This is a genomic window from Pseudomonas taeanensis MS-3 (assembly GCF_000498575.2).
GTDB classification, from domain to species: Bacteria; Pseudomonadota; Gammaproteobacteria; order Pseudomonadales; family Pseudomonadaceae; genus Aquipseudomonas; species Aquipseudomonas taeanensis.
The window spans coordinates 1,620,454-1,641,056 of sequence record NZ_AWSQ01000001.1 but is presented as its reverse complement, the minus strand read 5'-3'; the positions used below and the strand labels follow the sequence as shown (position 1 = coordinate 1,641,056).

Here is a 20,603-nt window from a genome sequence, read left to right as displayed (position 1 = left end):
CCCCCGCTTGCGAACCAGCGTCAGGCCGTGGTCCGAAAATCTCCAACCGCCGAGTTGAGCGCGCCGCCCACCTGTTCGAGCTCGCGTACCGAGGCCTCCAGCAACCCGCTCGCCTCGGTACTCTGCTCCGCGACCGCCCGTACCCGCTCCATACTTTCGCCAACCTGTTCAGCCACCGCACTCTGCTCTTCGGCCGCTGCGGCAATCTGCTGACTCATCTGCTCCACTGTCGACACCGCCGCGGCAATTTCCTGCAGTGCTTGTGACGCCTGTGCGGCAAGCACCACGCTTTCGCCGGTCAGCGCCTGACTCCCCTGCAGGCGACTGGCCGCCTGCTCGGCTACGGTTCGCAGCTGCTGGATGATGGCGGCGATGTCATCGGTAGAGGCTTGTGTGCGCCGCGCCAGGTTGCGTACCTCGTCCGCCACCACAGCGAAACCACGACCGTTTTCGCCGGCACGTGCCGCTTCAATCGCAGCATTCAGGGCCAGCAGATTGGTCTGCCCGGCCAGGGCATTGATCACATCGAGTACCTTACCGATAGCCGTGCTTTCGTTGAGCAGCGAGCCCATCGCCTCGGAACACCCGCTCATTTCCTGGGCCAGGTGATCGATCTTGGTCGTCGCCTGACGCACCAACTCTTCACCCTTGCGCGCCTGACTATCAGCCTGCTCGACTGCGTCGCGGGTCTCGCTGGCGTTGCGCGCGACGTCTTGCGCGGTGGAGGCCATCTGTTGCATAGCGGTGGCCGCCAATTCAGTCTCCTCACGCTGCAACTCAACGCCCTGACGAGTACGCTCGGTCACCTGCATCAGACCGTTGGCGGCTTGGTTCAGCTGCCCAACACCCTGACCGATCCGCCCGACCAGCCCGCGCAGGCTGTCGAGCATCACCCCGACGCTGGTGAGCAACTGACCCAGCTCATCACGCCGTCCAGACGCATCGATTTGTGCGCTGAGATCGCCCGATGCCACGCGCCGGGTAAGATCAACAGCCTGACGCAGCGGTTGTAGAATCAAGTGGCGAATCAACAGGCTAGCGCCGATGCCGAAGCTGAGCGCCAGTAGCACAATCCCCCCAAGCAACCGGGATACCCGCTGACTCATCGCCTGCGAGGCCAGCACCTGCGCGGCGCGGGCCGCGCCAAGCAGAGCGGTCACTTTGTCCGCTGCGACATTCATCGCCGCCTGGCTATCGGTGGTTTGCGCACGGCTTGCGGCAAAACGTTCGAACGCGGAGCGGTATTCGCCCAGCGCCGCACTCGCCTGGGTCAGCGATTCCTGCTCCACACCTTCGAGCCGCCGCGCTAAGTTTTCCATGTACGAGCGCAGGTCCATCATCCGCGTCTCCCAGTCGTTGCGCACCTGGGTGCTGCCGTCCAGGGTAAAATAGAGTTCGCTGTCACGCAGGTTTGCCAGCTTGTCACGCAACATTGAGGCTTGTTCAAGCTGCAGCATGCGCACCGAATCAGCCGGCTGCGCCTGCTCGGCGAGCAGGTTGACCGCGTCGAGCTGATCCAACACCACCACGGTGAATCGCTCGCCAAGCGCCTGGGCCGCCTGCTGCATGCGCAAGCGCGCCGCGCGGGCATCGCGCTGGGCTTGGGCGTACCGCTCGAACTGGGCGAGATAAGTGCTTGCCGCCTCTATGGAATCGCCCTGCCCGGTATCTGCTGGAGGTTTTTGTAACAAAGAGACGAGCTCACCGGTGAGGCCCGCAACCTTGCTGGCCTCCTCCTCAGCCAACTCCAGGCCGAACGCTTTTACCGCTACCCGCGCTTGCAGCATCAGCGACTCGACGGATGCCACGTCGCGCGTCTTCTCGGCTCGTGCTTCGAGCATATTGAAGGCATAAAACGCCGTCGCTGCAACTCCTAGGGTAGATAACAGCACCAAGCCGAAACCGAGCGACAACTTGGTGCCCACAGACAGGTTGCCCAGTACACGAGCCATCATAGGGACCACCTTTTGCGCAACGAAAGAGAAGTGCAGGTCGCCGCGGTGTCGTGGCGGATGAGGGCTTGATCGGTCGTAGGAAGCATAAGCCGCAATGCCTGCGGCGGGACGAGGCTGCACCTGAGAGTTGGTGCCGTGGGGCGCCATGGCGAGCTGAGCATATGAGGTCTTCTTCTTGTTCTTCGAAGCGCCTGGAGCCTACCCAGTGCACGCCCCGCTCGGCTAATCACCAATGGCGATGCTAGCCATCGCAAACGCGGATAGGTTGAATACCCTCCTCGAACCCTCCAGGAAATAGCCGCGCTAGGCGAACGATCACTCAATAGGTATCGCGTTTACCGATGCCTCCCATCCTTACAAGCGATTTGTGCCCACCAGGTACGCGTGCGATTTTCCTGCCATGTGCGGCAGCCTTGCTCGGCCCCGCCAAGCACGAATTGACCTGGAACGCCACTCCTCAGATGAGGGCCGCCTAACTTCACCCTTATGCTCAGTACCAGACAAAGCCGAGGCATTAGCCCTCGCGTTTGAAACCGCGCCCCTGCAAGAGCGCCACCTACCGGGCAAGCCGAAAAACAACTAGAAACTAGAAAGGAAAACAACCGATGTTCCGTTATTTCCCCACCAACTACGTATGGAATCTCTCCGTCGACCTCGCCATCGAGATGGGCGCGAAAATGGGTGAGATCGTCGAGATGTGTGAACCGCTACAGGACGCAGCCAAGCAGCCGGATGCATCCGGTACCCGCGCCTTCCGCGAGACCTGGTCCAAGATGGCCGACAAACTGTTCGACATGGCGCAGGAAGATGAAGCCAAGGGCCACCTGCTTTCCGCCGGCGAGAAGTACAACCGTGCCGCCACTTACTACCTGACCTGCGAGCGTCTGCAAGCGCACGGCGCGCCAGGACGACTGGAGCTTTACCAACGCTTCCTTGACGTGTTTGCGCGCGGTATCCAACTGTCGAAAGAAAACTGCGAGCGTGTCGAAATCCCCTACGAAGGTAAGGTGATCTCCGCCCTGTATGTGCGCGCAGAGGGTGTTGAGGGTCCGCAACCGGTGATGGTGCAACTCAACGGACTGGATTCGACCAAGGAAATGAAATACCGCGTCGGCCTACCCTTCTGGCTGGCCAAGCGCGGCGTCGCCTCGCTACTGATTGACCAGCCCGGCACCGGCGAAGCATTACGCCTGCATGATATGAAGGCCCGCTACGACGCCGAGCATTGGGGCAGCGTGGTGTTCGACTGGCTCGCCGCCCGTGCCGACATCGATGCCAAGCGCATCGGCTGCGAAGGTGTATCACTCGGCGGCTACTACTGCCCACGCGTAGTGGCCATGGAGCCGCGTTACGCCTGCGGCGTGATCTGGGGGGCCAACCACGATTGGCGTGACGTGCAAAAGCGTCGCCTGGAGAAGGAAGGTGACTTCCCGGTGCCACATTACTGGGATCACGTGCGCTGGGTTTGGGGCGGCAAAGACACCGAGGAATTCATGCAGATCGCCGAGAGCGTCCACCTCGACGGCGTCGTCGAGCGCATCAAGGTCCCGTTCCTCGTCACCCACGGCGAAAAGGACTCACAGATCCCGCTCAAGTGGGCCCATCGCACCTACGAGCAACTGGTCAATAGCCCCAAGCGTGAACTGAAAATCTTCACCGATCGTGAAGGCGGCGTGCAGCACTCCAGCTTTGACAACCCGATCAACGCCGGCCACCTCATCGCCGACTGGATCGCGGAAACCCTTGGCGGCCACGTCGCCTAACAAGAACAAGAGGAAATTGCCCGTGAACATCATCGGACCCGATTACCTGGTCTTCGGCGTCGACGACGTCGAAGCCTGCTGCCAGTACATGACCGACTATGGCCTCAAGCCCATTGATCTGACCGACAAGGGCGGTCGCTTCGAGGCGCTCGACGGCACCGGCGTGGTCATCCGCCACCGTGCAGACCCAAGCCTCCCGGCCGCGATGGAAACCTCCACTATGCTGCGCGAAACCGTCTACGGCGTTGCCGACGAGCAGGCGCTGCAGGCCATCGAACAGGAACTGTCGAAGGATCGCAGCATCACCCGCGGCACCGACGGTGTATTGCGCTGTGTCGACGACATGGGCTTCGCGCTCGGTTTCCAGCTCTGCCAACGCCGCACGATTGACCTGCCCGCCGAGCGCGTCAACGCGCCCGGCGACAAGCCGCAGCGCCCCGCAAACGCACTAGGCGCAACCCAAGACATGCCTGCGCTACCGCGCAGCCTGTCGCACGTCGTCTACTTTGTACCGGATGCCGCAAAGGCCGAAGCCTTTTACGCGCGTCTAGGCTTCGTCTGCACCGACCGTTTTGTCGGTGTCGGGCCGTTCCTACGCCCGGCCGGCACCCTGGACCACCACACACTGTTCATGATCGAGACGCCGCCATTCATGAAGGGTATCGAGCACTTCACGTTCCACATGGGCGGGCCAACTGAAGTGATGATGGCGGGCTACCGCTTCGTCGAGAAAGGATACCAGTCGTTCTGGGGGCCGGGCCGTCATCAGTTCGGTTCGAACTGGTTCTGGTACTTCAATAGCCCGCTGGGTTGCCACGTCGAATACGACGCCGATATGGACTTGCATGACGACAGCTGGGCGGCCCGCGAAGCGCCGATCAGTGCTGACACGTCGCAGTACTTCCTTTTCGAGCATCGCCCAAAGTGGTCACCAGGCGGGCCAGGCCCGGATGTTCCACACTGATCCATTGAAGCCCTGGGAAACCGGGGCTTTTTCATTGGGGGATCACGGTCCAGCAATGACCGCAAAGCCAGACCACAATAAGAAAACAGGATGTCACATGCTCAATCGAGTGTTCAACCGCGTATTTTTGATAGCCCTGCTCGCCGGGCCCATGTTTGTCAGCGCTAGCGAATCCGCTCGGGATTTGCAGGCCATCCGCAGCAAGGCATTCGATGTCTGCAACAGCGCGATGCTGCACTTCAACCCCAATGTGGATCGTCGTGACGGCGGGCGGGATCCTCGCCATGCTGAGGAATACCGGCAAAGCCTCAAGCAGTTACGTGGACTGGTTGACCCCGTACGAGATACACGACTAGCAGCGCCGTTAGAAATAATGGAAACGCTTCTCGCCGAACTTGAGCGGCTGCCGTCTAGCGATGAGCCGCGCTATTCGCACTGGCTAAACCTGATTCTCCAGGCCCACGCCGATCTAGACAACCGCGCAGCCCAACTGTACGCGGCGGTACCACTGTCACCCGCTCAAGAATCGCTTGACGCGCTTAGCCTCAATCTTGCTCGATTGGATTTGCTCTATCAGACCCGCACATTCGGGGCACTGCGGTTCTTCTTGAGCGACAACAGCAGTGATCCCTTCAAGGCACTCGACATAAAAATAATCGATGGCTTTGATAAGACTGAGGAGCTTTGGCCGAATCACAGCAAGGTTATTAGTACGAGCCGCAGAAACTACTACTTTGTTCGAAGAAGCTTACTAGAACATGGAGAGGACTTGGTCCAGGAGAGTGCCGCTTACTATCTGGGCAAGATCACTCGAACGTTGAATTCACTGTCCCTTGCGCAGAATGAGATCACTGAGCCATAGCAGGCCGTAAAATTAGACCAGGTGAATCGCCCCTAGTGTCGTAGACATCTCCGGTAATCCCCCCATTTTTAGTACTTGCCAGAAGTAGAGGTCAGGCTGCTAGGGCCAACTTCTGTTTGGGGGTGATGCCTCCTAGCGCCATGTTTGGTCGCTCGTGATTGTATGTCTACACCCAGCGAGTTGCATGTTCCTGCACCTCGGCGATGGACTCGAATAGATAGTGCCCCAGCCAGTCGTAGCGCACGGTGCAGTTGTAGCGTTCGACATAGGCATTCTGCTGCGGATTGCCAGGCTGGATATGCTCCAGGCGGATGCCGTGCTTTTCTGCCCAGAGGACGAGCTTGCTGCTGATGTACTCCGGTCCGTTGTCGCTGCGAATGGCCTGTGGCTTGCCGCGCCACTCGATGACCTGATCCAGTGCGCGCACGACGCGTTCCGCCGGCAGAGACAAGTCGATATCCATGGCCAGAGCTTCACGGTTGAAGTCGTCGATCAGGTTGAACAGGCGGAAGCTGCGACCGTCAGCCAGTTGGTCGTGCATGAAATCCATCGACCAGCAGTGATTGACCGCCTCCGGCACCACCAGTGGTTCGGGCTTCTCTCGTACGATGCGCTTGCGTGGCTTGATCCGCAGGTTCAGCTCCAATTCCCGATAAATCCGGTACATCCGCTTGTGATTCCAGCGGTAGCCTTTCACGTTGCGCAGATACAGGAAGCACAGGCCAAAACCCCAGTTGCATTGGTTGTGTGTAAGCCGGATCAGGTGATCAGCGATCTCGGTATTTTCCGAGGACAACCGAGGCTGGTAGCGATAGCAGGTGATGCTGACCTCGAAGGCCAGGCACGCCTGCTTGATGCTGACCCGGCCCGAGCGCACCGCATGCTGCGCCATCTCTCGCCGCCGAGATGGCTTCACCACTTTTTTGCCATGGCCTCCTGGATGATTTCGGCCTTCAGGCGTTCCTCGGCATACATCTTCTTGAGGCGGCGGTTCTCCTCTTCCAGCTCACGCAGCCGGGCCATCAATGAAGCGTCCATGCCGCCGAACTTGGCGCGCCACTTGTAGAAGGTCGCTGAGCTGATGCCGTGCTCGCGGCACAGCTCAGGAACTGGGCTGCCGGCCTCGGCCTGCTTGAGGATGGCGATGATCTGGCTGTCCGAAAAACGCGATGTCTTCACGCAAAATTTCCTTGATCCAATTAGGAGAAAATTCTACTTCTGACGAGTACTGATTTCAGGGGGGATTACCCCGACACGACCCTCCCGCCAGCGTTGTGCGACGGCATGCTTCAGGCCTCGTTATTCGATAAACCAACAAAACCGCCCTCAACCAGCGCACAGGACATGAGCGACAACACTTCAGGCCCGAGGATGTGAAAGATGAGCGGTCACGATGGGCCGAAATACGCAAAAGGAGAGATGATTCAAGAGACGGGCAGCCGAAACCGCCCCCCCCCTCAGAGGGGATACGGTTTTTCGNNCGTGACCATGACCGCGGGCTTCGAAGCCCACCGCGTCGATGGCGCAATCGACTTCCGGCTCACCCAGCAGGGCGGCAATCTGTTCGTGCAGCGGGGTGTCCAGCGACAGGTCGGCGATCTCGAAGCCCTGAGCCTTGGCATGCACCAAGCGCACCGGGTTGACGTCACCGACGATGACCACGGCGGCGCCGAGCAGACGCGCGGAGGCAGCTGCGGCCAGACCGACCGGACCGGCACCGGCGATATACACCGAGGAGCCCGGACCAACGCCAGCGGTGACGGCACCGTGGTAGCCGGTCGGCAGAATGTCGGACAGGCACGTCAGGTCGCGGATCTTCTCCATCGCCTTGTCGCGATCCGGCAGCTTGAGCAGGTTGAAGTCGGCGTACGGCACCATGGCGTATTCGGCCTGGCCACCGGTCCAGTCGCCCATGTCGACGTAGCCGTAGGCGCCGCCGGGACGGGTCGGGTTGACCGACAGGCAGACGCCGGTGTGTTGTTCCTTGCAGCTGCGGCAGCGGCCGCAGGCGACGTTGAACGGTACCGAGACCAGATCGCCGATCTTCAGGTTCTCGACGTCGCGACCCTTCTCGATCACCTCGCCGGTGATCTCGTGGCCCAGTACCAGGCCGGTTTGTGCGGTGGTACGGCCGCGCACCATGTGCTGGTCGGAGCCGCAGATGTTGGTGGAGACTACACGCAGGATCACCGCATGCTCGATCTTCTTGCCGCGTGGATCCTGCATTTTTGGATAGTCGATTTTTTGTACTTCGACCTTGCCAGCGCCTAAATAAATAACACCACGATTACCAGACATACAACCTCCTTCGATGCACTTAGGGATTTACGCAATATAGGAAAAATCTGCGAGCGCTCATCCAGCCGATTTGCGCCCACTGAACACTCAGCAGTCGTTAAAGCATGCGAAAGCAGGACGAGGTAATGGCAATCGCGGTACAAATTTTGTGCTACTCAACCTGCTAGCCAACCGGAGAGCTTCTTGAGCCAGGAGCAGAGCGAGGCGACCCTCTCCTGGGCTGAGCCTTCGGCTAGAGATCAAGCACTAGGCGCGGAGTTCGCGCCCTGGAGCAGCAAGGTGTGAACTGGTCATTTCGAGCCTGTTCCTCCACGGTGAGGAACATGTCGCGATGGTCTGGCTCGCCCTCTAGTACTCGGGTCAGGCAAGTACCACAAATGCCTTGCTCGCACGAAAGCGGCAAGTCGATACCGGCCTCCAACAGCACGTCGGCAACTGAACGATCGGCTGGAATCTGTAAACAGCGGCCACTACTCGCTAACTGCACCTCGAAGCTCCCGTCATTCGCGTGTACCTGAGGCTCTGCGCTGAAATACTCGCGATGTAGGCTCGCCTCCGGCCACCCCGCCGCCTGAGCCTGAGCCAAGACGAACGCCATGAACCCACCAGGACCGCAAACATAGAGATGATCCCCTTCGGTATATCCCGCCAGGACCTGACCTGCATTGAGCTTTTGCTCATCACCGCGATCATCGAAGTGAAAGTTCACCCGATCGGCAAAGCAGGCACCCTGCATGAGTTCAACGAAGGCCGTGCGCGTCTGTGAGCGACTGCAGTAATGCACTTGGAATTGCGCGCCGATCTGCGCCAGGCGCTCAGCCATACAGAGGATGGGCGTGATGCCGATACCACCAGCGAAGAGCAACGAGCGCTTGGCGCCATGCGCTAGCGGGAACAGATTGCGGGGCTCACTGATACGCAGCAGAGTGCCCTCGTCAACTAATTCGTGCATGAGCCGGGAGCCACCCCGTGATGCTGGGTCGAGCAAGACCCCGATTTGGTAGCGATGCTGCTCATCGGGGTGATTGCACAGCGAATACTGCCGTACCAGCCCGTTAGGCAGGTGGACATCGACATGGGAACCTGCGCTGAACGGCGGTAACGCCCGGCCATCGGCCCGGGCCAATTCGAAACTATAAATGCCTTCGGCTTCCAGATTTTTGCGAGTGACCGTAACGTCGATCATGGTGTTCTACCTCGTGGAATATAGGGCGGGACCACGCGGATACTTTGAACGGCGCGGATAGCCGCGCAGTTCACGCGACAAGAGGACAAGTTGGGTCGACTGCAGCACTAGTCAAACGAGGGCTGCAGTGAGCATCAGCAAGGATTGATTTCTCGCTGATGGAGCCACAGTGCTCGAAACACCGCTGCATGAAGCACCACAGTTCGATCTCCAGCGCGTCACTACCGATCAGCTCCAAGCTAAGCACGACAAAAACCTACTGCTTTCGCTAATAAGAAATCCTTTAGTTTTTATTGTGCTAGCACGAATACGCGAGCGTATGCGTTTGTGCGGTATCGGGGGATGCTATGCCGACACGACTCTCCCGCCAGCGTTGTACGTCCCTTTGCAACACAGGGTAGGAAGTCGCAATAAATTTGACCAATCGTTAGTACAAATGGCGAGTATCTAGAAACTAGATACCCCTCTTGGGCGAGCCATTTCGGCCTGACCTCTACGTCTGACAAGTACTGATAATGGGTGATAGCGCAGCGCATGCTTCAGGCCTCGTTATTCGATAAACCAACAAAAGCGCCCTCAACCAGCGCACAGGACATGAGCGAAAGCACTTCAGGCCCTAGACTGTAAAAGGCGAGATGATTCGAACGACGGGCAGCCGAAACCTCCCCACCCCAGAGGGGATACGGTTTTTCGGAGCCGACGGTTCGACTCCGAGACGGTTCGGTGCTCAGGACCGAGGGGCGCCTGATCCAGCCGGGGATCGATTTTCAGGCCGCGCTGANNAGGCTGATCACCTGTACGCCCACCACTTCGGCGATGTTGATGCGGTCCCACATGATCGCCTGCATCAGCTGGCGGTTGTACTTCATCACCGGAGTCTGGCCGGTGTGGAAGCTGTGCGACTTGGCCCAGCCGAGGCCGAAGCGGATGCTCAGTGCACCCTTCTTGGCTGCCGCGTCGACCGCACCTGGATCGTCGGTGACGTACAGGCCAGGAATGCCGATCTTGCCGGCGACACGGACCACGCCCATCAGCGAGTTGAGCACGGTGGCCGGAGCCTCGTGCTGCACGCCTTCGTGACCATGACCGCGGGCCTCGAAGCCCACCGCGTCGATGGCGCAATCGACTTCCGGCTCACCCAGCAGGGCGGCAATCTGTTCGTGCAGCGGGGTGTCCAGCGACAGATCGGCGATCTCGAAGCCCTGANNGGCAGCGGCCAGACCGACCGGGCCAGCACCGGCGATGTACACCGAGGTACCTGGGCCGACGCCTGCGGTGACGGCACCGTGGTAGCCGGTCGGCAGGATGTCGGACAGGCAAGTCAGGTCGCGGATCTTCTCCATCGCCTTGTCGCGATTCGGCAGCTTGAGCAGGTTGAAGTCGGCGTACGGCACCATGGCGTACTCCGCCTGGCCACCGGTCCAGTCGCCCATGTCGACGTAGCCGTAGGCGCCGCCGGGACGGGCCGGGTTGACCGACAGGCAGACGCCGGTGTGTTGTTCCTTGCAGCTGCGGCAGCGGCCGCAGGCGACGTTGAACGGTACCGAGACCAGGTCGCCGATCTGCAGGTTCTCTACGTCGCGACCCTTCTCGATCACTTCACCAGTGATCTCGTGGCCCAGCACCAGGCCGGTTTGTGCGGTAGTACGGCCGCGCACCATGTGCTGGTCCGAACCACAGATGTTGGTCGATACCACGCGCAAAATGACCGCGTGCTCGATCTTCTTGCCGCGCGGATCCTGCATTTTCGGATAGTCAATTTTCTGTACCTCGACCTTACCCGCGCCGAGATATACGACACCACGATTACCAGACATGCAACCTCCTTCAAACACTTAGGGGTTTACGCGAAACAGGAAAAATCCACGAGCTCTCATCAGCCGATAAGCACCCGCTGAACACTCAGCAGGTGGAGTGGCGAATCTGCTCTATTATCTTGCGGGCGCGATTGGCTCCGACATCGACGTGGATGTCGACCATGGGGCGGGTACCGAAGCGGCACATGTTTTGGTACTGCGCCTCGATGACTTCCTTGTCCTCGTCGAATGTGAGGATCGTTTGCTCAATAACCTTTATCTTCGTCGCCTCTGGATCGCTGACAGGGTTGGTAGCCATGGTCCAGAAGTAGTGGCTGGATGACTCGGTTTCGGGTGTCACGCCATGGAAACCGCGCATATGGAAACCACCGCGCTCTGGGTCGTCCATTGCATCGGTATTGACGTCCACCGCGCCAGTCCAGATTTGTAAGTGACTCACGTGAAACTCAATTTCCTGCCAGCGATCAACATTGCCCTTAAAGGGATAGGCGGCGGTATAGGTTGGCGGTGGAACCGAGTTAGGCATGTGGCGAACCACACGCACGGTAGTGTCATCACTCTCTATCTTCATCTGAGCATTCATGTGGATGCTGGCATTGCCGCCGATGGTGCGCAGATGCACATAGCCCAGGTGGCTGAGGTCCAGCAAGTTATCGTGGATAAGCTGATATGGGGCGTCGTAGTGGTAAACGTCGCCGCCGAACAGGTACTTGCCGCTGCTGTGCACGTCGTATGCCGGCGGTTCGCACGTCGGCTCCGGGTGAGCTTCGCTGCCGAACCAGACCCACACGATCTGGTCCTGCTCGCGCACGTGGTATGCCGGCACCTTGGCCTTGCTGGGGATCTTGTCCTGACCGGGGATCTCCACGCAGTTGCCATCACCATTGAAAAGGAGGCCATGGTAGCCGCAGCGAACCCCTCGCTCCTCGAGGGTGCCGTTGGACAGTGGCAGCGCCCGGTGACAGCAGCGGTTCTCCAGTGCGGCAACCTGACCGTCCGCAGTGCGGAACAGCACGACTGGCTTGTTCAGTAGCGTCCGGCCCACAGGTTTTTCCTTCAGTTCCCAGCCCAGGGCCGCGACGTACCATTGGTCCAACGGGAAGCTCGGGGCGGAAGCGATAGGGGAAGCAGCCTCATAGACAAGCGATTCGGCATTGGATGTACTCATGGTGTTCTCCACAGTTCTCGGTTGTTGTTCTTGGCGGTGGGATCAGAGATCAAGGACCAGCCGCGGTGAGTTGGAGCGCGAGCAGCAGGGTGTGAATCGGTCATTGTTGGCTTGCTCAGTCGCCGTCATGAACTGATCCCGGTGATCCGGAGTTCCCTGCAGAACACGGGTGATGCAGGAGCCGCAAATACCCTGCTCGCAAGAGGTCTGGGTCTCGATGCCCGCTTCATCCAGCACTTCAAAAACAGTGCGGTTTGCGGGTATCTGGAATACCAGACCGGTGCTGGCCAGTTCGACTTCGAAGGGTTGATCTGAACCTTGCTCGATGGCGGCAGCTGCGAAGAATTCCCGATGCACCTGATCTTTAGGCCAACCACCGTTCCGAGCGGAATCCAGGATGTACGTCATGAAGCCGTTCGGACCGCAAACGTACAAGTGAACCCCTGGTTCTGGAGCCGCCAGCAGCGCCGTAGCATTGAGCTTTTGTTCATGTTCGTCGCTGTCTTCACGCAGATGTACGCGATTGGCGAAGGGGCTCTGCTGGAGCACCTCGAGGAAGGCGGCGCGCGCTCTGGAGCGGAAGCAATAGTGCAGTTCGAAGTCTGCACCACCATGGGAAAGCTCTTGGGCCATCGCCAAGATCGGAGTGATACCGATGCCACCTGCGAACAGCACGTGCCTCTTCCCATCCGACTCCAACGGGAACAGATTCCGAGGCTCGCTGATATTGAGCAGTGGCCCCTGAATCACGCGGTCATGCCTGGTTTTCGAACCACCACGGGAATTGGAGTCCTTCAGCACGCCGATCAGGTAGCGATGACGCTCCTCGGGGTGACGCACAATGAATATTGGCGAATAACGCCACGCCCGATATAAACATCGATAAATGCCGTCAGCTTCATCTGCCTTCCGAGTGACGAGAACTTGGAACATGATCTATCTCTCCACATTTAAGTGGCCGCTGGTAAATTTGCGATAGCGGTAGATGAAGCTGGCGAGCTCTAGCCTGACGTCAAGGAGGAGGTGAACGGTGTGCGGTGACGCAGAGCGGGATAGGCGTAATCAAGGCGGCTCATAGCAAAGACCTAATATTTATTTTTGTGAGGGTCAGCGGTGGGCATACCATGTAGACGAATATCCGCACCGCCTCGTTGTCGCTATCCTCACTTCACACTGTTGCCATGTCAACCAATTGGCTAGTCAGTTTGTTCTTAAGGCGCCCGTTTAAATGTCAAAATCTTCTCAGCTAAACCTTGTACGTTACGTCCCCGGCTTACTGACTTTCCTCTCCAACAAGCTGGCTGCGGGCGCTTCGCAGTGCTATCGCAAACACTTCGGCATCGGTGTTGTGGAGTGGCGGATGCTCTCCATGCTGTCGGTCGAAAATGACATTACGGCCAATCGAATCTGCCAGGTAATCGGCCTGGACAAAAGCGCAGTCAGCCGGTCGCTCCAGGCTTTGGAGGCCGCGAGGCACGTGACCAGTAAGGCCGATAGTCGCGATGCGCGCCGCAACACGGTGAGCCTTACGCCCAGCGGTCGAGCCCTACATGATAGGGTGCTGAAAGTTGCACTTGAGCGGGAGCGTCGCCTGCTCAGCGGCCTTTCGCCGGAAGAAGTCGATACTCTGATCAAGCTACTGGGACGCATGCACGCCCAGGTTGCTCATGTGAATGAGTACGACCCAGCCAAGGACGCCTGATTGAGCCTGGAAAGTGTCTAGGTAATCCGAGGCGATTCAATGTTCTCCAGTTCCTTGAGCGTTTTCGATACCGCCGGCTGGCTGATTGCCAAGCCTCCGGCGGCGCGCGCCAGACTGCCTTGGCGGGCGACTTCGAGAAAGCACAGTAGGTGGCGGAACTTGATGCGGTTGTCGATGTTCATGCGGTTCTCTGGCTCAACGTTGCAGGCGAAAGGCTTTGGGCGTTAGCCCGCTGCCACGCTTGAAGAAGCGGGAAAAATACGCCGGCTCGGAAAAAACCAGGCTATCCGACACTTGGTTGATGGTCATGGCGGTGTAGACCAGGCAGCGCTTGGCCTCCAGCAGCAGGCGCTGGTTGATCAGCTGCAAGGCCGACTGCCCAGCTAGGCGCCGACACAGAGCATTCAGGTGGGCGGCGCTGAGTTGCACCTTCTCGCCCCCTGCCCGCGCCAGGTCGGTGGCGTACTGCATGTCCTCCTCGGTGCGCAGGATGCCGTCGAGCAACTGGGCCAGGGGCGCGCGTAGCGGCACGGTCGGGTCAGGCTGCGGCTCGGGCACCGCCGCAAGCGCGACCGGCGCCAACAGCGGCAGCGGTTCCGCCGTGGGCAACGGCGCCGGCGGCAGTTGCACCAGGGTCGGCGGCAGCCAGTGGTAGAGCACGCCGGCCAGTCCGGCGCTGGTCAGCACCAGCACCGCCAGCCAGCCGTGCTGGCCGCTATCGAGCAGCAGACCCGCGGCCGCCAACACGGCCGTCAGTTGCAGCAGGGTCGCCAGAGGTTTCTGCCAGCTGCGCACTGATTCAATGGCAGTCGAATGGATCATGTTCGGGTTCCCTGGCCTCACAGGCCAATATGAGTTTGGAGTATTTCCGGCTGGCTCNNCTTGTCCACCACCAGGGTGGCAATGCCGCTGGCCTTGATCAGGCGGATCACCTGCCAGATCTCCTTGCGGATCAACGGCGCCAGGCCCTCGGTGGCCTCGTCGAGAATCATCAGTTCGGGGTTGGTCATCAGCGCGCGACCGATGGCGACCATTTGCTGCTCGCCGCCGGAGAGGTTGCCGGTCAGGTGAGCGAAGCGCTCGGCCAGGCGCGGGAAGGTCTCCAGCACCCGCTCCAGGTCCCAGTCGCGGCGTCCGTCCAGACCCGGCTGGGCGGCCATGATCAGGCTCTCGCGCACGCTCAGATTGGGGAACATGCCCCTGCCCTCCGGCACGTAACCGATGCCGCGGCGGATAATCTGGTGGGTGGCGCGGCCGCTGCAGCGCTCGCCGCGAATCAGCACCTCGCCTAATGCATTCCGCCAGTTCAACTCCCCTATAAGGATTTGAACTGGTACCCACGCTTGGTAACGCCCACTCCACCGAAACACAATTACCCTAAAAACAGCAGTTTATTTTGTTACGCCCTTGACGCTCAAAAAAACCCGCCTATGTTTGAGAACTGAGAAGCCAGACAACACAAGGCCTGCGCCAAGTGCCGGCTTGAACCACTCGATGGAAGCGGCTCGATTCGACGAGTTAGGTCGGATCCCCCCGGCTCCACCATCCATACATCTAAAGACGTCCACTGACGTCTTTTTTTGTGCCTGAAACCCACCAAATACGGGGCTTTCAGCGCTATAGAGATCCATGAGCGTCCAGCAGGATCCATGTCTTTTGGTATTCCAAATGGTATTCCAAATGCTATTCCAAGCCTGCAGGTGCTAATTTTTGGAATACCAAAACCTCTCGTAAAATACCAATGTGCACTCAAGCTACTCGCCATGGGCCATCCGCCCCTCTCCCACCAAGCTAGCGTCAAGCGACCCAACGCCAAGTTATGAACGCCGGCTGAAAGAGTGCCAGGAACACCCTGTGCTTTTCACTGAAGAGCCGGGCGGCGAAATCTACTTCGCACTGCTCCCTAGTCCAAAACTGATGAAAGTCCTCAATAATTGGCTTCACTCGTTTCGACTGGCCGCAGGGCACCCATGATGCCGCTCTACCTATTTACCGGCGCGTGACTGAATGAACTGTGCCAACGCCGCGTACATGATGTGATCCAAGGTGTTCACGGCGTCCACCTGATCAGTATCAACGCTAACGGCTTTCACAAGTCGCTAAAGAACGAGCATTCCGCACGTGAAATCCCGACCTGCCCCAAACTGATCCAATTGGGCTTTCTCGACTTGGTGGAAGAGCGACGTCAATCGGATGGTAAGTGTTTTCAGCACACGCTGGCCTTCTCGTTAGGCTTGGGCAGCTAAAATCAGCACCCCTGAAGTACTAACGGCCTTGGTTCATCATTCGTGCACTTCAAAGATGGCGCCTTCTACGCCCAGCACCTCACCTGAGGCTGAGTAGATGCCCACCCCTTTCTCCCACACCTCTTTGATCTGGCCATCTGCGCAGCGGATACGGTAGCTCAGTTGGTAGGGCTCATTACGCAGCAAGGCGCATTGCACGCAGTACCAAATGTAATCCACATACTCGGGCAGGATCAGTGCGCCATAGTGATGCTCAGGGTTGTTGGATAAATAGTCAGGCGAATAACCGGTCAGGTCCTTACAGCCGGCGCTGACATATTGCATTGGCCAATTGCGCTGGTTATCACCCCGATAGATCAGCCCTGGCAGCTCATCAATCAGCCCGCCAAACCACACCTTAGGATTTTCCCCAGCACTCTGCTCCGGGGATGGCTGCGCGTGGGCGTCGCTGCGGTACACCCAGGTTGCCAATTCAAGGCGTGACGTGAGCCGGAACTTGCGCAGCAGGTTGCGCACGTAAATCTTCACCGTGCCATCACTAATGCCCAACTCGCGGGCAATTTGTTTGTTGTTCAAGCCATTGGCAATCAAAGCCAGGGTCTGGCTTTCACGTTCGGTGAGTTCACCCGGTAGCTCCTGAGGTGACGCAACAAGCTTAGGCCGTGTGGCGCTCAGCAACAGACTGGCGGTGGTCATCGTTCTCCTCCTCGGCGGCGGGTGAACCGTGGTTAACAGGCTTGGAACAACAGCAATTTATGTGCCCACATCTCGCACTACCCCTTTATGCGTACCACCTCCTGCGGATTGACCACAAATTCCTCAGAGGAAAATATATTCCCAGCCAGGAAACGGAACACCCCATAGCAAGACCGTGTTCCTCATGCACCAAGTGAAAGCCTCCATGCGTCACCACGGGGCAAAAAAATGGCGATTGGCGCAAGCCAGCAAGAGGATCGACATGAGCACGACAACCAAACAGCTTCCCACCAGCGTACCGCGCTACTACAGCGGCGAACCCAGCCAGCTGGCGACTCATCACCTGATGGTGTCTCAGGGCCGCGGCTGCACAGAACAGGCGCGTATCTGCGCCAGCCTGAACAGCTCCGCGGTACCGATGACTCACCTGTCACTGAGCGACTACCCAAGCTCAGCCGAGTTACAACGCGCCATGCTCAGCATTTTGCGCGAGGCCACAGTAGGTTTGCGCATTTACCTGTTGGGCAACGAGGACTTCATTTGGCCGCTTCATGCTCTGGCCAGAGTCGCCGGGTTGCAACCCGAAGAAATCCAGGTGATCCCCAGCGCCAGCTGCGGCCATGCCATCTACTGCGTGCATTGTTCAACCACCCAACACGGAGCTCTCGACAGCCCTCACACCTGCACAGAATGTGGTGTGGTGCTTGAGGTTCGCCAACATTTTTCCAGACGCCTGGGCGCTTATCTCGGCGTCTGCGCCGACGCTCGCCAGCCTTATGCGCAGGCGCGCTCATGAGTGGCTTTATTCCGGTGCGCGTAACCGATATACGCCAGGTCACCCCGGTGATCCGTGAAGTCAGCTTGCAATCACTCGGCACGGCGCTGCCCAAATTCTCGGCGGGCAGCCACATCCAAGTACTGCTGCCCAATGGTAAGCGCAATGCCTACTCACTGCTCAGCGACCCCTTAGACACGCGCCACTACCGCATCGCCGTGCGTCACCAGGAGAATTCTCGAGGTGGCTCGCGCTACGTGCATGAGCAACTGCAGGTCGGTGATGAATTACGCATCGCGCCCCCCGCCAATCTCTTTCCTCTGCACAACGAGGCGCACCTGCACATTCTGCTCGCCGCCGGGATTGGTATTACCCCGTTCATGCCCTACTGCACAGAACTGCTACGCCGGGGCGCGCCATTCGAGTTGCATTACGCCTATCGCAATTGCATCAGCGATGCCTATGTGGCCCAGCTGCGCGATTTGCTCGGTGAGCGCCTGCATTGCTATGACAGCCCGCAGCGCCGGCTCGATCTCAAGCACGTTCTCAGCAACCGGCCACTGGGCAGTCATGTGTATGCCTGTGGCCCGCAGCGACTTCTGGATGACCTGCACCAGCAGGCTGCGTCGCTCGGCTGGAGCGACAGCCGCATTCACAGCGAAGCCTTTAGTGCGGCGCAGTCGGGCCAACCATTCAGCGTGCAACTGCTACGCAGTCGCCAGCAGCTGAATGTGAGCGCTGATCAAAGCCTACTTGAAGCCCTTGAAGCCGCCGGTGTCGAGGTACCAAACCTGTGTCGCGGTGGCGTTTGCGGCCAGTGCCAAACCGGTTACCTGCAAGGCGATGTTGAGCACCGTGATCACTTCCTCAGCCCCGATGAAAAAGCCGCCAGCCTGATGCCCTGTGTCTCGCGCGGTTGCGGGCAGCCCCTTCTGCTCGACCTTTAGGAGACGTATCCATGAGCCTGACTTTCAAGCCAGTGGGGAGCTATCACCAGGACTTCAGCTTCCGTAACAGCGAGGAGGCCATACAACGCTTTCCGTTCCCGTTCCCGGAAGACCAGTACATGTATTCGGTGAATCTGGAACCCGCCACCTCACGCAATCCCGGCTCTATTTTCGAGCACTGCTTCGATATCGACGAGCACTACCGCTCGGAAATGGTTGAGCGCAACCGGGTCCTGGAGCGCGACCCACGCCGGTGCCTGGTCATGCCGCATATGCAGACAGCAGCCTGGGACACGCTGGCCATGTTGATGGAGCACCTCAGCCAGGATTACCCACAGTGGTTCGCGCTGAGTCGTGACGGTGATCAATGGCAGTGGCAAAACCATGCGCTGGGCATTGATCAGCGCTTCACCTACGGCGATGCCGATACGCTGCCGTGCGAGCCGCTGGAGTATATCGGCCGTCAGGTACAGGGCGACTTCGCCTTGCTCGACCAGCGTGAAGGCGACCTGTTTATGGATGCCGGCATTGTCACCTGCCCGGCCGACTGGTCCCTGGCATTCGATGCTGGCATGAGCTTCAAGCAATGGCACTCGCCAGTACCAATGGCGCATCAGATGGGCGTATTCGACCGCGCCTTGAAGTACCTAGTAAACATCCAGGTGGGCCAACCGGTACGCCGCCTGAATTGGACACTGACCATCAACCCGCGCCTCGACACCTCGCCGGAAACCTTCCACGAGTGGGGAAGCGATCGCGCCAGCATCACCCCGGGAAATGTCGGCAGCCTGGTTCACTTGCGCGTCGAGTTACAGGTCATGGCCCGCCTGCCGCGCTCCAATGCGCTGATGTTCAGCATCCGCACCTACCTGATCAGCATGGATGAACTGGTGACTCAACCTGCCTGGGCCCAACGCTTGCACCGCGTGTTGCGCGACTTGCCTGATGCCATTGCCGACTACAAGGGCATGACCCTTTATCGCCAGACACTGGTGGATTGGCTGAGCCAATTCGACAGCCAGGCCTGAACCTTACTACGACCCCAGAAAAGGACATTAACAATGGCTAATTCATGGCGCATCAGCGCTCTGCGCGACCGTCACCTGGCACTCGGCTCCTCCCTTGAGGACTGGAATGGTATGGGCACGCCCTGGACGTACTCCAGTGACTTGGCGGATCACCACGAAGCGATCCGTACCCGCGCCGGCCTGATGGACGTATCCGGCCTGAAGAAAGTGCACTACGTCGGTCCTCACGCCGAAAGCCTGCTCGATTTCGCCACCACGCGCGACATGAGCAAGCTTTATCCGGGCAAATCCGTGTATGCCAGCATGCTCGACGAGGACGGTAAGTTTGTTGATGACTGCATCGTCTATCGCACCGGCCCCAACGCCTTCATGGTGGTACATGGTGCAGGCACCGGCTACGAGATGCTGATCCGCTCGGCCCAAGGCCGCCAGGTCGCCGTGTTGTTCGATGACGACCTGCATGACCTGTCCCTGCAAGGCCCACGTGCCGTCGACTTCCTGGCCGAGCACGTCCCCGGCATCCGCGACCTGCCTTACTTCCACCATCTGCAAGGCAAGTTGTTCGGCCGCCCGGTGATGATCTCGCGCACCGGTTACACCGGCGAACGTGGTTATGAGATTTTCTGCAAAGCCGCCGATGCTCCGACCATCTGGGACAGCATCCTCGAGCACGGCAAGGGCATGGGCATTATCCCGTGCGCCTTTACTGCACTGGACTGGCTGCGAGTCGAAAGCTACCTGCTGTTCTTCCCCTACGACAACTCGCAAATGTACCCCTTCGCCGACCAGAAAGCCGGAGACACTCTCTGGGAGTTGGGCCTGGACTTCACCGTCTCACCGGGCAAGCAGGACTTCCGTGGCGCCGGCGAGCATCAGCGTTTGCAAGGCCAAGAGCGCTTCAAGATTTTTGGCGTACTGCTCGAGGGCCAACAGCCGGCCGAAGGCGGCGACACCCTCTGGCACGAAGGCCGTCAGGTCGGCGTGATCACCTGCGGCATGTACTCGCGCCTGACCGAACGCTCGATGGCGATTGCCCGCTTTGAGCCGGGCTACGCCGTACAGGGCGTGGCGCTGCAAGTACGCGGCAGCCTGCAGAGCAACGCCATCGCGCACACGCTGCCGTTCGACGACCCGGAAAAGCACAAGCGCACTGCCAAAGGCTAACCCTCCCTTCAGTCATCCACTTAAAAGAGGTA

Annotated in this window: 13 protein-coding genes and 7 pseudogenes; 8 read left to right on the top strand and 12 right to left on the bottom strand. The window is 59.2% G+C overall.

Annotated elements, in window-relative coordinates; all coding sequences use genetic code 11:
• Window positions 1-20 precede the first annotated feature (20 nt).
• Window positions 21-812, bottom strand: a complete 792-nt coding sequence (locus tag TMS3_RS25930; RefSeq protein WP_407691607.1) for a methyl-accepting chemotaxis protein — start codon at window positions 810-812, stop codon at window positions 21-23.
• A 72-nt stretch (window positions 813-884) separates the two neighbouring features.
• Window positions 885-1,106: pseudogene (locus TMS3_RS25925) on the bottom strand (HAMP domain-containing protein); the annotation flags it as partial.
• Between the two features lie 1,454 nt (window positions 1,107-2,560).
• On the opposite strand from TMS3_RS25925, the gene TMS3_RS07175 reads away from it, so the two are divergent.
• The 3 genes from TMS3_RS07175 to TMS3_RS07165 all read left to right on the top strand — a co-directional run bounded on the left by TMS3_RS07175 (window position 2,561) and on the right by TMS3_RS07165 (window position 5,544).
• Complete coding sequence (locus tag TMS3_RS07175; protein WP_025164579.1) at window positions 2,561-3,718, top strand: alpha/beta hydrolase family protein; 1,158 nt, start codon at window positions 2,561-2,563, stop codon at window positions 3,716-3,718.
• Window positions 3,719-3,740: 22 nt separating this feature from the next.
• A complete protein-coding gene (locus TMS3_RS07170) occupies window positions 3,741-4,682 on the top strand; it encodes a VOC family protein (protein WP_025164578.1) in 942 nt (313 codons plus the stop codon).
• A 97-nt stretch (window positions 4,683-4,779) separates the two neighbouring features.
• Window positions 4,780-5,544 (top strand): hypothetical protein, encoded by a 765-nt coding sequence (locus tag TMS3_RS07165; protein WP_025164577.1) that lies wholly within the window; start codon window positions 4,780-4,782, stop codon window positions 5,542-5,544.
• 91 nt (window positions 5,545-5,635) lie between these two features.
• Here the strand turns inward: TMS3_RS07165 and TMS3_RS07160 are convergent.
• From TMS3_RS07160 to TMS3_RS07130, 6 genes and pseudogenes are all read right to left on the bottom strand, one after another.
• Window positions 5,636-6,723 (bottom strand): annotated as a pseudogene (locus TMS3_RS07160) (IS3 family transposase).
• 303 nt (window positions 6,724-7,026) lie between these two features.
• A pseudogene (locus TMS3_RS07150) lies at window positions 7,027-7,842 on the bottom strand (alcohol dehydrogenase catalytic domain-containing protein); the annotation flags it as partial.
• Between the two features lie 232 nt (window positions 7,843-8,074).
• Window positions 8,075-9,028: a PDR/VanB family oxidoreductase gene (locus tag TMS3_RS07145; RefSeq protein WP_025164575.1), complete on the bottom strand. Its 954-nt coding sequence runs from the start codon at window positions 9,026-9,028 to the stop codon at window positions 8,075-8,077.
• A 773-nt stretch (window positions 9,029-9,801) separates the two neighbouring features.
• Window positions 9,802-10,845, bottom strand: a pseudogene (locus TMS3_RS07140) (alcohol dehydrogenase catalytic domain-containing protein); the annotation flags it as partial.
• Between the two features lie 85 nt (window positions 10,846-10,930).
• Entirely contained in the window at window positions 10,931-12,013 is a 1,083-nt protein-coding gene (locus TMS3_RS07135; protein ID WP_025164573.1) for an aromatic ring-hydroxylating dioxygenase subunit alpha, read from the bottom strand.
• Window positions 12,014-12,055: 42 nt separating this feature from the next.
• Window positions 12,056-12,903, bottom strand: a pseudogene (locus TMS3_RS07130) (PDR/VanB family oxidoreductase); the annotation flags it as partial.
• A gap of 338 nt (window positions 12,904-13,241) precedes the next feature.
• On the opposite strand from TMS3_RS07130, the gene TMS3_RS07125 reads away from it, so the two are divergent.
• A complete protein-coding gene (locus TMS3_RS07125; protein ID WP_025164572.1) occupies window positions 13,242-13,715 on the top strand; it encodes a MarR family winged helix-turn-helix transcriptional regulator in 474 nt (157 codons plus the stop codon).
• A gap of 23 nt (window positions 13,716-13,738) precedes the next feature.
• Here the strand turns inward: TMS3_RS07125 and TMS3_RS24545 are convergent.
• From TMS3_RS24545 to TMS3_RS07105, 4 genes and pseudogenes are all read right to left on the bottom strand, one after another.
• Window positions 13,739-13,897 (bottom strand): annotated as a pseudogene (locus TMS3_RS24545) (LysR family transcriptional regulator); the annotation flags it as partial.
• 13 nt (window positions 13,898-13,910) lie between these two features.
• A pseudogene (locus TMS3_RS24995) lies at window positions 13,911-14,138 on the bottom strand (helix-turn-helix domain-containing protein); the annotation flags it as partial.
• 416 nt (window positions 14,139-14,554) lie between these two features.
• Window positions 14,555-15,085, bottom strand: a complete 531-nt coding sequence (locus TMS3_RS07115) for an ABC transporter ATP-binding protein (RefSeq protein WP_268788205.1) — start codon at window positions 15,083-15,085, stop codon at window positions 14,555-14,557.
• 912 nt (window positions 15,086-15,997) lie between these two features.
• On the bottom strand, window positions 15,998-16,657 hold the full coding sequence (locus TMS3_RS07105; protein ID WP_025164568.1) for a LuxR C-terminal-related transcriptional regulator: 660 nt from the start codon (window positions 16,655-16,657) through the stop codon (window positions 15,998-16,000).
• A gap of 262 nt (window positions 16,658-16,919) precedes the next feature.
• On the opposite strand from TMS3_RS07105, the gene TMS3_RS07100 reads away from it, so the two are divergent.
• From TMS3_RS07100 to TMS3_RS07085, 4 genes are read left to right on the top strand one after another with little or no spacing between them, the layout of a single operon-like run.
• Window positions 16,920-17,453 (top strand): dimethylamine monooxygenase subunit DmmA family protein, encoded by a 534-nt coding sequence (locus TMS3_RS07100; RefSeq protein ID WP_025164567.1) that lies wholly within the window; start codon window positions 16,920-16,922, stop codon window positions 17,451-17,453.
• Window positions 17,450-18,379, top strand: coding sequence for a PDR/VanB family oxidoreductase (locus TMS3_RS07095; RefSeq protein ID WP_025164566.1), 930 nt, complete (start codon window positions 17,450-17,452; stop codon window positions 18,377-18,379). The genes TMS3_RS07100 and TMS3_RS07095 overlap by 4 nt, the downstream gene beginning before the upstream one ends.
• Before the next feature lie 11 nt (window positions 18,380-18,390).
• Window positions 18,391-19,407, top strand: a complete 1,017-nt coding sequence (locus TMS3_RS07090; RefSeq protein ID WP_025164565.1) for a heme-dependent oxidative N-demethylase family protein — start codon at window positions 18,391-18,393, stop codon at window positions 19,405-19,407.
• 33 nt (window positions 19,408-19,440) lie between these two features.
• Complete coding sequence (locus TMS3_RS07085) at window positions 19,441-20,571, top strand: aminomethyltransferase family protein (RefSeq protein ID WP_025164564.1); 1,131 nt, start codon at window positions 19,441-19,443, stop codon at window positions 20,569-20,571.
• The last annotated feature ends 32 nt before the right edge of the window (window positions 20,572-20,603 follow it).

What these genes read in the sequence shown, in the direction of transcription:
- TMS3_RS25930 (WP_407691607.1), bottom strand. Translation starts at nt 812, where the DNA reads ATGCAGGTGACCGAGCGTACTCGTCAGGGCGTTGAGTTGCAGCGTGAG.
- TMS3_RS07175 (WP_025164579.1), top strand. Translation starts at nt 2,561, where the DNA reads ATGTTCCGTTATTTCCCCACCAACTACGTATGGAATCTCTCCGTCGAC.
- TMS3_RS07165 (WP_025164577.1), top strand. Translation starts at nt 4,780, where the DNA reads ATGCTCAATCGAGTGTTCAACCGCGTATTTTTGATAGCCCTGCTCGCC.
- TMS3_RS07145 (WP_025164575.1), bottom strand. Translation starts at nt 9,028, where the DNA reads ATGATCGACGTTACGGTCACTCGCAAAAATCTGGAAGCCGAAGGCATT.
- TMS3_RS07135 (WP_025164573.1), bottom strand. Translation starts at nt 12,013, where the DNA reads ATGAGTACATCCAATGCCGAATCGCTTGTCTATGAGGCTGCTTCCCCT.
- TMS3_RS07125 (WP_025164572.1), top strand. Translation starts at nt 13,242, where the DNA reads ATGTCAAAATCTTCTCAGCTAAACCTTGTACGTTACGTCCCCGGCTTA.
- TMS3_RS07105 (WP_025164568.1), bottom strand. Translation starts at nt 16,657, where the DNA reads ATGACCACCGCCAGTCTGTTGCTGAGCGCCACACGGCCTAAGCTTGTT.
- TMS3_RS07100 (WP_025164567.1), top strand. Translation starts at nt 16,920, where the DNA reads ATGAGCACGACAACCAAACAGCTTCCCACCAGCGTACCGCGCTACTAC.
- TMS3_RS07095 (WP_025164566.1), top strand. Translation starts at nt 17,450, where the DNA reads ATGAGTGGCTTTATTCCGGTGCGCGTAACCGATATACGCCAGGTCACC.
- TMS3_RS07090 (WP_025164565.1), top strand. Translation starts at nt 18,391, where the DNA reads ATGAGCCTGACTTTCAAGCCAGTGGGGAGCTATCACCAGGACTTCAGC.
- TMS3_RS07085 (WP_025164564.1), top strand. Translation starts at nt 19,441, where the DNA reads ATGGCTAATTCATGGCGCATCAGCGCTCTGCGCGACCGTCACCTGGCA.